Annotated in this window: 6 protein-coding genes, 1 tRNA gene and 1 rRNA gene; 7 read left to right on the top strand and 1 reads right to left on the bottom strand. The window is 70.0% G+C overall.

The annotated features are described in order from the left end of the window. The first annotated feature begins 160 nt into the window (after positions 1-160). The 3 genes from rrf to ACFYQQ_RS04610 all read left to right on the top strand — a co-directional run bounded on the left by rrf (position 161) and on the right by ACFYQQ_RS04610 (position 1,211). Positions 161-277, top strand: a 5S ribosomal RNA gene (gene rrf, locus ACFYQQ_RS04620). 114 nt (positions 278-391) lie between these two features. After that, entirely contained in the window at positions 392-1,054 is a 663-nt protein-coding gene (locus ACFYQQ_RS04615) for a DegT/DnrJ/EryC1/StrS family aminotransferase (RefSeq protein ID WP_355794025.1), read from the top strand. A gap of 84 nt (positions 1,055-1,138) precedes the next feature. After that, positions 1,139-1,211, top strand: a tRNA-Thr gene (locus ACFYQQ_RS04610). Between the two features lie 87 nt (positions 1,212-1,298). Here ACFYQQ_RS04610 and ACFYQQ_RS04605 read toward each other — a convergent pair. Next, complete coding sequence (locus tag ACFYQQ_RS04605) at positions 1,299-4,046, bottom strand: SpoIIE family protein phosphatase (protein ID WP_356172466.1); 2,748 nt, start codon at positions 4,044-4,046, stop codon at positions 1,299-1,301. A gap of 343 nt (positions 4,047-4,389) precedes the next feature. Here ACFYQQ_RS04605 and ACFYQQ_RS04600 point away from each other — a divergent pair, with 343 nt between their 5' ends. The 4 genes from ACFYQQ_RS04600 to ACFYQQ_RS04585 all read left to right on the top strand — a co-directional run bounded on the left by ACFYQQ_RS04600 (position 4,390) and on the right by ACFYQQ_RS04585 (position 15,043). Further along, positions 4,390-9,885, top strand: a complete 5,496-nt coding sequence (locus ACFYQQ_RS04600) for a HAMP domain-containing protein (protein WP_356172464.1) — start codon at positions 4,390-4,392, stop codon at positions 9,883-9,885. A 339-nt stretch (positions 9,886-10,224) separates the two neighbouring features. After that, entirely contained in the window at positions 10,225-10,905 is a 681-nt protein-coding gene (locus tag ACFYQQ_RS04595; protein ID WP_355787627.1) for a response regulator, read from the top strand. A gap of 255 nt (positions 10,906-11,160) precedes the next feature. Beyond that, entirely contained in the window at positions 11,161-13,923 is a 2,763-nt protein-coding gene (locus ACFYQQ_RS04590; RefSeq protein ID WP_355787624.1) for a DNA translocase FtsK, read from the top strand. Between the two features lie 265 nt (positions 13,924-14,188). Further along, positions 14,189-15,043, top strand: a complete 855-nt coding sequence (locus ACFYQQ_RS04585; RefSeq protein WP_355787621.1) for a RodZ domain-containing protein — start codon at positions 14,189-14,191, stop codon at positions 15,041-15,043. Positions 15,044-15,118: the final 75 nt, after the last annotated feature.

The following is a 15,118-nucleotide window of genomic DNA, read 5'->3' as shown; positions in this document are numbered from 1 at the left end:
GGTTGATAGGCCAGATCTGGAAGGCGGGCAACCGCTGGAGGTGACTGGTACTAATAGGCCGAGGGCTTGTCCTCAGTTGCTCGCGTCCACTGTGTTGGTTCTGAAACCACGAACAACCGTCGTAGCTATGCCACGGCTCCGGTTGACAGTTTCATAGTGTTTCGGTGGTCATAGCGTGAGGGAAACGCCCGGTTACATTCCGAACCCGGAAGCTAAGCCTTACAGCGCCGATGGTACTGCAGGGGGGACCCTGTGGGAGAGTAGGACGCCGCCGAACAAATTTTAATAGAGCTGGTCCCCGAACTTCGGTTCGGGGACCAGCTCTTTTTTGTTGTGCGTCACTTGTCGTTCACGTTGCGCGACCACCATCCGAGGCATGGGTACTGCTGCAATGCTCAGGGCCGCGGGTGTCGGCGCCGGTGACGAGGTCGTCGTGCCGGCCTTCGGGAACGTCGAGGTCGCCGAGGCCGTCACCCTCACCGGGGCGACGCCCGTGTTCGCCGACATAGACCCGACGACGTACTGCCTCGACGCACTGGCGGTCGAGTACGCGGTGACCTCGCGGACCGCCGCCGTCGTCGTGGTGCACCGGTTCGGACGGCCGGCTGCCGTGGCTCCGCTGCACGCGCTCGGGCAGCGGCACGGCCTCCTCGTACTGGAACACGGGGAGTCCGAGGCGCCGTACGACGAGATCGCCCAGCGCAGGGCGCGGGCCTCGTACCTCGACTCCAGGCTCAGCGGGGTGCGGACGCCGGACGGCGGTGACGGGCACACCTACCAGCAGTACGTCGTGCGCGTGCCCGGCAACGGGCGGCCGGACCGGGACGCTTTCGCGCGGGCGGTGCGGGCCAGGGGAGTCGACTGCCGGGTGCCCGTGAAGACGCCGGTGCACCGCATGCCCGTCTTCCGTCGCGACGTGTGCCTTCCCGAGACCGAGAGGGCCGCGGACGAGACACTCGCGCTGCCCGTGGACGCGTCCCTGACCAAGCGCGAGATGCAGCGCATCGTGTCCTCGTGCAATGCGCTCGGGGGACTGCTTCAGCCGGCCTTCTGATTCGGCCGGACTGGTTGGGACCACCCCGCTGTTCGGGGTATGATCTATTCCGTTGCCGCGAGGGAAACCTCGAAAAGGCGACCGGCCCCCCTAGCTCAGTCGGCAGAGCGTCTCCATGGTAAGGAGAAGGTCAACGGTTCGATTCCGTTGGGGGGCTCCGAAAGAAAAGGCCTCCGCCCATTCGGGTGGGGGGCCTTTCTGCATTGCCCGGACTTCCGGGAGTCCGGAAATCCGGGCTTTTCGGTCAGTCCTTCTGGAGTCCTGGAACACGCATCGCGAGAATCGCCATGTCGTCGGACGGGGCGTCGGACGCGAACCGCTCCACGGCGCGCATGATGCGGGCCGCCACCGCGCCCGCCGTCAGCCCGGTGCAGGTGGTCAGCACGTCGGCCAGGCCGTCGTCGCCGAGCATGCGGGTGCCCTCACGGCGTTCGGTGACGCCGTCCGTCACGCACAGGAGCACGTCGCCGGGATCCAGCGTCACCGTCTCCTCGTACAGCTCCAGGTCGTCCATGACGCCGAGGAGCGGCTGCGGTTCCGCGGCGGGCTCGACCGTGCCGTCCTGGCGCAGGCGGAGCGGCAGCGGGTGCCCGGCGCAGACCACCTTCAGCACCGCCGAGCCGTCCTCCTGGGGCCACAACTCGCCGTACAGCAGCGTCAGGAAGCGGCTGCGGGCGCCCTCGTCGAGGATCGCGGAGTTCAGGCGCTCCAGGACCGCGGGACCGCCGAAGCCCTCGCGGGCCAGGAGCCGCAGTGCGTGCCGGGCGAGGCCGGTGACCGCCGCCGCCTCCGGGCCCGTACCGCACACGTCGCCGATGGCGAAGCCGTAGGCGCCGTCGCGGATCGGGAAGACGTCGTAGAAGTCGCCGCCGACCTCGTTGCCCTCGCCGGCCGCTCGGTAGATGACCTCGACCTCGACGCCGTCGATCACGGGGAGCTCGGGCGGCAGGAGGCTGCGCTGGAGGGACTGGCTGATCGCCGTGCGCTCCGAGTACAGGCGGGCGTTGTCCAGGGCCAGGGCCGCGCGGCGGCTCAGGTCCTCGGCGAGTTCCAGGATCTCCTGGCGGAAGTGCTCGTCCGACGGCTTGCCGAGGGTGAGCATGCCGATGACGCGGTTGCGGGCCACCAGGGGCAGCACGACGGTCTCGCCGCCGACCGCCGCGGCCGTCGCGAGCGTCGTGCCGATGCCCGAACCCACCGATGGGGACTCGCCGAGGCCGAGGCTGCGCATGGAGGTGCGCAGCGCCGCCTGGTGGGCCGCCTCGGCCGGGGCCGACCAGACGCGGGCGCCCGGCGTGGGCACCGGGTCGGGCGGGTCGATCTTGGAGAGCAGCGCCTTGAGGCCGTCGATGCGCTCCTCGTCCTCGTGCAGGACGTACGAGAGGTAGGGGTCCGAGGACTGGTCGGCGATCGTGTAGACCGCGCACCAGGTGGCCAGCGTCGGGACCGTCATCTGGGCCATGAGGGCCAGCGTCTGGTCGCGGTCCAGGGTGCCGGCGAGGAGGTCGGAGGCCTCGACGAGGAAGGACAGCGAACCGCGGCGCAGGCGCTCCAGTTCGCCGAGGCGGGCGGACTCGACGGCCAGCGCGATGCGGTCGGCGGCGAACTGCAGGCGCAGCGCCTCCTCGTTCGAGTACCGGCCCGGCGCCTCCGCGGCGACGCCGAGGGAGCCGGTGAGGCGGCCCTCGACCTTCAGCGGGACGGTGACGACCGAGCGCATGCCGGTGCCGTTGAGCAGCGGGACCGCGCCCGGGACGGCCGAGAGGTCGTCGTGGACGGCCGGCATCCGGGCCGAGCCGTAGCGCCCGGGGCCCGCTTCGACGGGGACGCGGGCGAAGCGCTGGCGGGCGGAGGGCAGGCCGGTGGAGGCGCGTACCTCGAGTTCCGTCTCGTCGTCGGTGGCGAGGAGCAGGAAGGCGGAGTCGGCGTCGAGCATGTCGCGGGCGCGCTCCACCGTGCGCTGGAGGAGGCCGTCCAGGTCGTCCGGGGCGGGGGAGCCGATGAAGACCTCGAACGGGTCGGTGGTCTGGCCCTCGGCCATCGTGCCGGAGTCGGGGGAGGCGCCGCGCAACGGCGTCTGGAGGACGGCCCGTTCGTGGTTGCGGACCAGGAGGCAGACCGTGGAGGGCTCGCCTCCGGTGTCGCGGACGCGGAGGTGGGAGGCGTACACGGCGGTCACGCGGCCGTCGGCGCCCCGCAGGCCGTAGCTGCCCTCCCAGCGCGAGAGCTGGAGGGCCTCGACGATGCCGGTGCTGGTGCCCGGCGTGTGCGGCCAGGCGGCGAGGTCGGTGAGCGGTTTGCCGGTGACCTGCTCGGCCGTGTACCCGAAGAGCTCCTCGGCGTCCTCGTTCCACGCCGTGATGGCGCCGACGCGGTCGATCTGGACGACGGCGACGCGTACGCGGCCGTCGGCGAGCGGGAGGAGGGCGGCGGGCAGGGACGGGCCGGCGGTGCGGGTGCCCACCGCGCGTTCGGGCAGGTCGAGCTGGAACCAGACCTGCTTCTGGGTGGGCGTGTAGTCGACGCCCCAGCGGTCGGCCAGGGCGGCGCAGAGCTGGAGGCCGCGGCCGCCCTCGCGGTCGGGGCTGCCCATGTTCGCGACGGAGCCCTGGAGTGGGATCTCGCGTTCGGGGTAGCGATCCGCCACCTCGATACGTACGCCGTCGTCGCTGCGCAGACACAGGACGTCCGCGGACGTGCCGGCGTGCACCACGGCGTTCGTGACCAGTTCACTGGTGAGGACCACGGCGTCGTCGACGACATCGGCGAAGCCCCAGCCCTGGAGGGTGTCACGGACGAAGGCGCGGGCGGTCGCGACCGATCGCCCCAAGGGCTCGAAGCTGGCGGCCGCGCGCGCGGTGATCACAGATCTCCTTGTCCGGTTGTCGGCGTGCACGGATGCGGGGTCGACTCGCTCCTGCCGGGGCAGGGGCTGGTTCCCCGTCGGCCGGGGATCCCGGGGCGCTTCCCCAGGATGCAGTCCGGTGGTCATGGTGCGGCGCCCCTCCGATGCCTGCCCGCTCGTGCTCGTGCCACCGCCCAGTCCGGACGGAACCGGCGTGGCTGGACAGCCGCATGCAAGGTTACTTACCTTCGCCGCCCGTGCGGATGCCGGTCGCCAGTGTTTCCGTCCAGAGGGTGTGCGGACGATGTGCGAAGCTGCCGAACTGTTATGGCCTGGTTCGGTCGGGGTGAAACACTGGGCAGGCTCCATGGGAAGGTCCGGGCAGGCAGAGGGCCTTTCCGAGTATGCCGAGCGGAAGCCCGCCCGGTACACCGAGTGGAAGTACTGAGCACGCAGAGCAGTAATGGTCGACCCCTGCGGGAGGGACACAGTGGAGTCTGGCGCAGCGACGCGGGGCACGAAGACGCGCGCGAAGGGCGGACAGTCCCCGAGCAACGAGCGGAAACCGAGGGGTGGGACCACCGCGGTGGACACGGCTGCCCTGAACCGGCTGCTGACGGCCCTGGTCTCGATGCGGGACGGCAATTTCCGCAAGCGGCTGACCGTCTCGGGCGACGGTGTGATGTCCGAGATCGCGGCCGTCTTCAACGAGGTGGCCGACCGGAACCTGCACCTCACGGGTGAGCTGTCGCGGGTGCGGCGCATGGTCGGGCGTGAGGGCAAGCTCACGGAGCGGCTGGAGACGGGGGCCTGCGAGGGTTCCTGGGCGGCCGCGATCGACGCGTCGAACGCCCTGGTCGACGATCTCGTACGGCCGGTCGCCGAGGTCGGCCGGGTGCTGTCCGCGGTGGCGGAGGGCGATCTGTCGCCGCGTATGGAGCTGCGGGCGCAGGCGCCGGACGGGAACGGACATCCGCTGCGGGGGGAGTTCCTGAAGGTCGGGCGCACGGTCAACAACCTGGTCGACCAGCTGTCCACGTTCACCGACGAGGTGACGCGGGTGGCCAGCGAGGTGGGCACCGAGGGCAAGCTGGGCGGGCAGGCCCGGGTGCGCGGGATGTCCGGTTCGTGGAAGGACCTCACGGACTCCGTCAACACGATGGCGTATCGCCTGACCGCCCAGGTACGGGACATCGCGCTCGTCACGACGGCGGTGGCCAAGGGTGATCTGTCCCGGAAGGTCACGGTTCACGTGGCCGGCGAGATGCTGGAGCTGAAGAACACCGTCAACACGATGGTGGACCAGCTGTCCTCCTTCTCCTCCGAGGTGACGCGGGTCGCCCGCGAGGTGGGCACGGAGGGTGAGCTGGGCGGTCAGGCCCAGGTGCCCGGTGTGGCGGGTGTGTGGAAGGACCTCACCGATTCGGTGAACCTGATGGCCGGCAACCTGACGGCCCAGGTGCGCGGGATCGCGCAGGTGACGACGGCGGTCGCCAGCGGTGACCTGTCGCAGAAGGTGACGGTGTCGGCGCGCGGCGAGGTGGCGCAGCTCGCCGAGACGATCAACCAGATGACCGAGACGCTGCGGACGTTCGCGGACGAGGTCACCCGGGTGGCGAACGAGGTCGGCGGCGAGGGACGGCTCGGCGGCCAGGCGAACGTGCCAGGTGCGGCCGGCACCTGGAAGGACCTCACCGACTCGGTGAACACGGTCTTCCGGAACCTGACGACGCAGGTGCGGGACATCGCCGCGGTGACGACGGCGGTGGCGAACGGCGACCTGTCGCAGAAGGTCACCGTGGACGTGGCCGGCGAGATGCTGGAGCTGAAGAACACCGTCAACACGATGGTCGACCAGCTGTCGTCCTTCGGTGCCGAGGTCACGCGGGTGGCGCGGGAGATCGGTGTCGAGGGCGAACTGGGCGGGCAGGCGCAGGTGCCGGGCGCGGCGGGTACGTGGAAGGACCTCACGGACTCCGTCAACACGGCGTTCCGCAACCTCACCGGTCAGGTGCGCAACATCGCGCAGGTGACGACGGCGGTGGCGAACGGCGACCTGTCGCAGAAGGTCACCGTCGACGTGTCCGGCGAGATGCTCCAGCTGAAGAACACCGTGAACACGATGGTGGACCAGCTGTCGAGCTTCGCGGACCAGGTGACGCGGATGGCCCGGGACGTGGGCACCGAGGGCCGGCTCGGCGGGCAGGCCCGCGTGGACGGCGTGTCCGGTACGTGGAAGGAACTCACCGACTCCGTCAACTTCATGGCGGGCAACCTGACCTCTCAGGTGAGGCAGATCGCCCAGGTGACGACGGCGGTGGCGCGGGGTGACCTGTCGCAGAAGATCGACGTGGACGCGCGCGGCGAGATCCTGGAGCTGAAGAACACCATCAACACGATGGTGGACCAGCTCTCCGCCTTCGCGGACCAGGTGACGCGGGTCGCCCGTGACGTGGGTACGGAGGGCCGGCTGGGCGGTCAGGCGCAGGTGCCCGGCGTGGCCGGTGTGTGGCGCGACCTGACCGACTCGGTGAACGGCATGGCCGGCAACCTGACCGCGCAGGTCCGCAACATCGCGCAGGTCGCGACGGCGGTGGCGCGGGGTGACCTGTCGCAGAAGATCGACGTGGACGCGCGCGGCGAGATCCTGGAGCTGAAGAACACCCTCAACACGATGGTGGACCAGCTCTCGAACTTCGCCGAGCAGGTGACGCGGGTCGCGCGTGAGGTGGGTACGGAGGGCATGCTCGGCGGCCAAGCCGAGGTGCAGGGTGTCTCCGGCACCTGGAAGGACCTCACCCAGTCCGTGAACTTCATGGCGAACAACCTGACCATCCAGGTCCGCAACATCGCCGAGGTCACGACCGCCGTCGCCAAGGGCGACCTGTCGAAGAAGATCACCGTCGACGCCAAGGGCGAGATCCTCGAACTCGTCACCACCGTCAACACGATGGTCGACCAGCTCTCCAACTTCGCGGAGCAGGTGACCCGGGTGGCCCGCGAGGTGGGCACCGAGGGCAACCTGGGCGGTCAGGCCCGGGTGCCGGGCGTGACGGGCATCTGGAAGGACCTCAGCGACAACGTCAACGTGATGGCCAACAACCTGACCAACCAGGTGCGGAACATCTCGCAGGTCGCGACGGCGGTGGCCAACGGCGACCTCACCAAGAAGGTCACGGTCGAGGCGAGCGGTGAGGTCGCGCAGCTCGCCGACACCGTCAACACCATGGTGAAGACGCTGAGTTCGTTCGCCGACCAGGTGACCCGGGTGGCCCGCGAGGTGGGCACGGACGGCATCCTCGGCGGCCAGGCGCGCGTACCGGGGGTGTCGGGTACGTGGAAGGACCTCACCGAGTCGGTGAACGGGATGGCGTCGAACCTGACCGGCCAGGTGCGCAACATCGCGATGGTCACGACGGCCATCGCGAAGGGCGATCTGACCAAGAAGATCGACATCGACGCGCGCGGCGAGATCCTGGAGCTCAAGACCACCATCAACACGATGGTCGACCAGCTGTCGTCCTTCGCGGAGGAGGTCACCCGCGTCGCCCGCGAGGTGGGCACCGAGGGGCAGTTGGGCGGCCAGGCGCGGGTGCGTGACGTGGACGGCACCTGGCGCGACCTCACCGAGTCGGTGAACGAGATGGCCGGGAACCTGACCCGGCAGGTGCGCGCCATCGCGCGCGTGGCGACCGCGGTGACCCGCGGCGACCTCAACCTGAAGATCGACGTGGACGCCTCGGGCGAGATCCAGGAACTTCAGGACTACATCAACAAGATGATCGCCAACCTGCGCGACACCACCATCGCCAACAAGGAGCAGGACTGGCTCAAGGGCAACCTGGCGCGCATCTCCGCCCTGATGCAGGGGCGGCGCGACCTCGACGACGTGGCCTCGCTGATCATGAGCGAGCTGACCCCGGTCGTGTCCGCGCAGCACGGCGCGTTCTTCCTCTCGATGCCGCTGATGGACGGCAAGGACGCGGGCACCCAGGACGAGGAGGCGTACGAGCTGCGCATGCTCGGGTCGTACGGCTACTCGATGGGCTCCATGCCGACGTCGTTCCGGCCCGGCGAGGCGCTGATCGGGACGGCCGCGCAGGAGAAGCGCACGATCCTGGTGGAGAACGCGCCGAGCGGCTATCTGAAGATCTCCTCCGGTCTCGGCGAGGCGCCGCCCGCGCAGGTGATCGTCCTTCCGGTGCTCTTCGAGGGCACGGTGCTCGGCGTGATCGAGCTGGCGTCGTTCACGCCGTTCACGCAGATCCAGAAGGACTTCCTGAACCAGATCGCCGAGATGATCGCGACGAGCGTCAACACCATCTCCGTCAACACCAAGACGGAGGTGCTGCTCAAGCAGTCGCAGGAGCTGACCGAGCAACTGCGCGAGCGGTCGGCCGAGTTGGAGAACCGGCAGAAGGCGCTCCAGGAGTCCAACGCCGAACTGGAGGAGAAAGCCGAGCTGCTGGCCCAGCAGAACCGCGACATCGAGGTGAAGAACACGGAGATCGAGGAGGCGCGGCAGGTCCTGGAGGAGCGTGCCGAGCAGCTCGCGGTGTCGATGCGCTACAAGAGCGAGTTCCTCGCCAACATGTCGCACGAGCTGCGTACGCCGCTCAACTCCCTGCTGATCCTGGCCAAGTTGCTAGCCGACAACGCGGACTCCAACCTCACCCCGAAGCAGGTCGAGTTCGCCGAGACGATCCACGGCGCGGGCTCCGACCTGCTCCAGCTGATCAACGACATCCTCGATCTGTCGAAGGTCGAGGCGGGCAAGATGGACGTCTCGCCGACCCGTATCGCGCTGGTGCAGCTCGTCGACTACGTGGAGGCCACGTTCCGCCCGCTGACGGCGGAGAAGGGGCTCGACTTCTCGGTACGGGTCTCGCCGGAGCTGCCCGCGACGCTGCACACCGACGAACAGCGCCTGCTCCAGGTGCTGCGCAACCTGCTGTCCAACGCGGTGAAGTTCACCGACTCGGGAGCGGTGGAGCTGGTCATCAGGCCGGCGGCAGCGGACGTCCCCGTGGCCATCCGGGAGCAGTTGCTGGAGTCCGGCTCGCTGCGGGACGCGGACGGCGACCTGATCGCCTTCTCGGTCACCGACACCGGCATCGGGATCGCCGCGAGCAAGATGCGGGTGATCTTCGAGGCGTTCAAGCAGGCGGACGGCACCACCAGCCGCAAGTACGGCGGTACGGGTCTGGGGCTGTCCATCTCGCGGGAGATCGCGCGGCTGCTGGGCGGGGAGATCCACGCGCAGAGCGAACCGGGGCGCGGCTCGACGTTCACGCTGTATTTGCCGCTGCACCCGAGCGAACTGCCGCCGCAGGGCTACGGGCAGCTGGCGCCGGCCCTCGGCGCCGGGGAACTGCTCGCCTCCGAGGCCGAGCCGGCCGGGCCGGGCATCGAGACGCCGGCCGAGGTGAAGTCGTACCAGGAGACCCAGAACGGGCCCGCCGCGCTGTTCCGGCGCCGCCGCCGGGCGGTGCCCGCGGTCGAGCAGCGGCCGGGGCTCACCGGCCCGTCGGCCGCCGGGCAGGGGCATGAGCAGTGGCCGGCCGAAGGGCAGCAGGACACGGCTCCGAAGCCGCGGTCCGGCATCCGGTTCGACAGCGAGAAGGTGCTGATCGTCGACGACGACATCCGCAACGTCTTCGCGCTCACCAGCGTGCTGGAGCAGCACGGTCTGTCCGTGCTGTACGCCGAGAACGGCCGCGAGGGCATCGAGGTGCTGGAGCAGCACGACGACGTGACGGTCGTCCTGATGGACATCATGATGCCGGAGATGGACGGGTACGCGACGACCACGGCGATCAGGCGGATGCCGCAGTTCGCGGGTCTGCCGATCATCGCCCTCACCGCGAAGGCGATGAAGGGCGACCGGGAGAAGGCCATCGAGTCGGGTGCCTCCGACTACGTCACGAAGCCGGTCGACCCCGATCACCTGCTGTCGGTGATGGAGCAGTGGATGCGGGGGCAGTGACGTGCGGGCGGCTACGCGGTGTCAGCGCCCCGCGTCCGGGGGCGGCCGGCGGGTCCCGTCCGCCGGGCGGTCCGTTCGGCCGGCCGGACCGCCCTGCGGGGCGGCGGGGCGCGCCCGACGTGGCATGACCGAGGGTGGCCGAGGCCGTGTAGAAACCCGGGATTCGGGGAACCTTCTGGTCTCCCACTACGTTTCTGCTATGTGCACAGTGACATCACGGTGACAGGGTGTGGCGACAGGCGGGGTGCGGCTACCATGACCGGCACAAGGACGGGCGGCGCAAGGGAGTCGTCCTCTGGGGCGGCGCCCGGTGCACTGCCGGGGCGAGGAGGGCGGGCCATGGTGCAGAAGGCCAAGATCCTCCTGGTCGATGACCGGCCGGAGAATCTGCTGGCGCTGGAGGCCATCCTCTCCGCGCTCGATCAGACACTGGTGCGGGCATCGTCCGGGGAGGAAGCGCTCAAAGCGCTGCTGACGGACGATTTCGCGGTCATCCTGCTGGATGTGCAGATGCCGGGGATGGACGGTTTCGAGACCGCCGCCCACATCAAGCGGCGGGAGCGGACGCGGGACATCCCGATCATCTTCCTCACCGCGATCAACCACGGTCCGCACCACACCTTCCGCGGGTACGCGGCGGGCGCGGTCGACTACATCTCCAAGCCGTTCGACCCGTGGGTGCTGCGCGCGAAGGTCTCGGTCTTCGTCGAGCTCTACATGAAGAACTGCCAACTGCGGGAGCAGGCGGCGCTGCTGCGGCTCCAGCTGGAGGGCGGCGGCAAGGCGGCGGCCGACACCAAGGAGCCCGCCGGGCTGCTGGCCGAGCTGTCCGCGCGGCTCGCGGCCGTCGAGGAGCAGGCCGAGGCGCTGTCCAAGCAGCTCGACGACGACTCCGCCGACGCGGCCGCCGTGGCGACCGCGGCCCATCTCGAACGCAAACTGACGGGCCTGCGCAGAGCGCTGGACGCCCTGGAGCCCGGCGCGGGCAGCGGGGCGCCGTCGCTGCCCTCGCAGAACTGACGCGGGCCGGAACTCCCGCGCCGCGTCGGCCTGTTCCCGTCATGGGGAGCGGGCCCTCCGCCGCCGCCGTACTGACCGAGACCGCCGACCGTCCAGGGGTGCCCTTTCCGGCGGCGGACGGACCGTCACTTCGCGCCCGTCGAGGTGCAAAAGCGGTGAAACGGCGTCAGTTGTGGTCCCCGTGAAGGGCGACACGAACGGGTGAAGCGGTAGGCACACGTGTCCGCTGTCGTCTCCACCGGTAACCTCATACCCATGGCCTCACGTCAGTCCGCAGCCAAGAAGCCGCCCGCGAAGAAGGCGGTCGTCCCGACGAAGGCTCCGGCGAAGAAGGCCCCCGCGAAAAAGGCCGCCGTCAAAAGGGCGCCCGCCAGGAAGGCCGCGGTCAAGAAGGCCCCTCCCAGGCCGGCGCCCAGCCCGACCGGAGGCGTGTACCGACTGGTGCGCGCCGTCTGGCTCGGAGTCGCGCACGCCGTCGGAGCGCTGTTCCGCGGCATAGGGGCGGGCGCCAAGGGCCTCGACCCGGCGCACCGCAAGGACGGCGTCGCGCTGCTGCTGCTCGGCCTCATGCTGATCATCGCGGCCGGTACCTGGTCGAGCCTCCAGGGCCCCGTCGGCGACCTGGTGGAGATGCTGGTGACCGGCGCCTTCGGGCGCCTCGACCTGCTCGTCCCGATACTGATCGGCATCGTCGCCGCCCGCCTGATCCGGCATCCGGAGAAGCCCGAGGCCAACGGCCGCATCGTCATCGGCCTGTCCGCGCTCGTGATCGGCGTGCTCGGCCAGGTCCACATCGCGTGCGGCGCGCCCGCCCGCAGCGACGGCATGCAGGCGATAAGGGACTCCGGCGGGCTGATCGGCTGGGGCGTGGCGACCCCGCTGACGTACACGATGGGCGACGTCCTCGCCGTCCCCCTCCTGGTGCTGCTGACGGTCTTCGGGCTCCTCGTCGTCACGGCGACCCCGGTGAACGCGATCCCGCAGCGGCTGCGCCTGCTCGGCGAGAAGCTCGGCATCCTCGCGTCCCCCGAGGACGCGGAGGACTGGGCCGAGGACGACGAGCGCTACGACGAGCAGTGGCGTGAGGCCCTGCCGGCGCGCTCCCGGCGCCCGCGCGCCCCCGAGGCGTACGACCCCGACGGAGCCGAGCAGGAGGCGCTCACCAAGCGCCGGAGCCGCCCCCGGCGTGCCGTGCAGCAGCCCGACATGGACCGGCCGATGGACGCGGTCGACGTCGCCGCGGCGGCGGCCGCCGCGCTGGACGGCGCCGTCCTGCACGGGATGCCGCCCTCGCCGCTGGTCGCCGACCTCACCCAGGGCGTCCACCCGGAGCGGGACGACTACGAGGAGACGACGCCGGTGCCGGCCGCGCGGGCCAGGACCGCTCCGGCGGCCGCCAAGCCCCCCGCCGGTGCCAAGCAGCCGAAGCAGGCCAAGCAGGACCCGTTCAAGGCCGAGGCCGTCGTGCCCGACCTGACCAAGGCCGCACCCGATACGCCGCGCGAGATGCCCTCCCGGGCCGAGCAGCTCCAGCTCTCCGGCGACATCACCTACGCGCTGCCGTCCCTGGACCTGCTGGAGCGCGGCGGACCCGGCAAGACGCGCAGCGCCGCCAACGACGCCGTGGTCGCCTCGCTGTCCAACGTCTTCATGGAGTTCAAGGTCGACGCCGCCGTCACCGGCTTCACGCGCGGTCCGACGGTCACGCGTTACGAGGTCGAGCTCGGCCCCGCCGTGAAGGTCGAGCGGATCACCGCGCTCACCAAGAACATCGCGTACGCCGTCGCCAGCCCCGACGTGCGGATCATCAGCCCGATCCCCGGCAAGTCGGCGGTCGGCATCGAGATCCCGAACACCGACCGCGAGATGGTCAACCTCGGTGACGTGCTGCGCCTCGCGGACGCGGCCGAGGACGACCACCCGATGCTGGTCGCGCTCGGCAAGGACGTCGAGGGCGGCTACGTGATGGCCAACCTGGCGAAGATGCCGCACGTCCTGGTCGCCGGCGCCACCGGTTCCGGCAAGTCGTCCTGCATCAACTGCCTGATCACCTCGGTCATGGTGCGGGCGACCCCGGAGGACGTGCGCATGGTCCTCGTCGACCCCAAGCGCGTCGAGCTGACCGCGTACGAGGGCATCCCGCACCTGATCACGCCGATCATCACCAACCCGAAGCGGGCCGCCGAGGCGCTCCAGTGGGTCGTCCGCGAGATGGACCTGCGCTACGACGACCTCGCGGCGTTCGGGTACCGGCACATCGACGACTTCAACGAGGCCATCAGGAACGGCAAGGTGAAGCTGCCGGAGGGCAGCGAGCGCGAGCTGAGCCCGTACCCGTACCTGCTCGTGATCGTCGACGAGCTCGCGGACCTGATGATGGTCGCCCCGCGGGACGTCGAGGACGCCATCGTGCGCATCACCCAGCTCGCGCGCGCGGCCGGCATCCACCTGGTGCTCGCCACGCAGCGGCCCTCCGTGGACGTCGTCACCGGCCTGATCAAGGCGAACGTGCCGTCCCGGCTCGCCTTCGCCACCTCCTCGCTCGCCGACAGCCGGGTCATCCTCGACCAGCCGGGCGCGGAGAAGCTGATCGGCAAGGGCGACGGACTGTTCCTCCCGATGGGCGCCAACAAGCCCACGCGTATGCAGGGCGCCTTCGTCACCGAGGACGAGGTCGCGGCCGTCGTCCAGCACTGCAAGGATCAGATGGCGCCGGTCTTCCGGGACGACGTCACCGTCGGGACCAAGCAGAAGAAGGAGATCGACGAGGACATCGGCGACGACCTCGACCTGCTGTGCCAGGCGGCCGAACTGGTCGTCTCCACGCAGTTCGGGTCCACCTCGATGCTCCAGCGCAAGCTGCGCGTCGGCTTCGCCAAGGCGGGGCGGCTGATGGACCTCATGGAGTCGCGCAACATCGTGGGCCCGAGCGAGGGCTCCAAGGCGCGCGACGTCCTCGTCAAGGCCGACGAACTGGACGGCGTACTGGCCGTGATCCGCGGGGAGACCGAAGCGTAGGGAAACGGGGGCACACGAGCCGCCGCAGGGGTGGATCCGCGACGAGCGGGTATTCGAACGTGACTCAGCTGTAAGGGATCTGTGAGCAACCGTTTCCCTTCCTCGCACGTCAAGTTGAGCGAGGGGACGATCACCTGTCCCATCATCAGGATGACCGGCCATTCTGATGGCGTACAAAGTCCCACCGCCCGGTTGCCCCACCCTTTCGTACCCCCCCTAGACTGAACCTCCAGCACAGGTGGCTACACGCTCGAAAGGCGCCCCCGTGTCCATCGGCAACTCCCCTGACGGCAACTCCCCCGAAGACGAGCGTCCGTTCGAAGACGATCGCGAGGCGGAACGCCCCTCGATCGGTCACGCCCTGCGGCAGGCGCGCATCGAGGCCGGGCTGACTGTCGACGACGTCAGCAGCGCCACCCGGGTCCGCATCGCCATCGTGCACGCCATCGAACAGGACGACTTCGCGCCCTGCGGCGGTGACGTCTACGCGCGCGGTCACATCCGGACCCTGGCACGCGCCGTCCACCTCGACCCCGACCCCCTTCTCGCGCAGTACGACGACGAGCACGGCGGGCGCCCCGCGCCCACCCCGGCGGCCCCCCTGTTCGAGGCGGAACGGATCCGTCCCGAGCGCCGCGGGCCGAACTGGACGGCCGCCATGGTCGCCGCGATCGTCGCGGTGATCGGCTTCGTCGGGTTCACCATGGTCAAGGGCGGCGACGACGGGGACGGCTCGACGGCCCAGGTCGCCGAGGGCTCCACGCCCACCACCAGCAAGCCGGCGCACAAGCCCAAGCCGACCAAGCCCACCGACCCGAAGCCCGACCCGTCCGACAGCGCCATCGCCGCCGCGCCGCAGGACAAGGTCACCGTCCAGGTGACCGCCACCGACGGACGCAGCTGGATCTCCGCCAAGGACCACAACGGCCGGATGCTCTTCGACGGGCTGCTCAAGAAGGGCCAGTCGCAGACCTTCCAGGACAACACCAAGATCAACCTCATCCTGGGCGACGCCGGCGCCATCCAGCTGTACGTGAACGGCAAGAAGATCGAGAACGACTTCCAGCCCGGCCAGGTCGAGCGCCTGACCTACACCAAGGGCGACCCCGAGGTCGGATAAACGGCCCGCGGGGCAAGGCGCGTACGGGGTTGGCCGGGATCGGCCAACCCCGTCGACGTGGGCTGTCGGCGGGAC

The organism is Streptomyces sp. NPDC005496, from assembly GCF_042872045.1.
In the GTDB taxonomy this organism is placed as follows: Bacteria; Actinomycetota; Actinomycetes; order Streptomycetales; family Streptomycetaceae; genus Streptomyces.
This window is presented reverse-complemented; position numbering and strand designations above follow the sequence as displayed.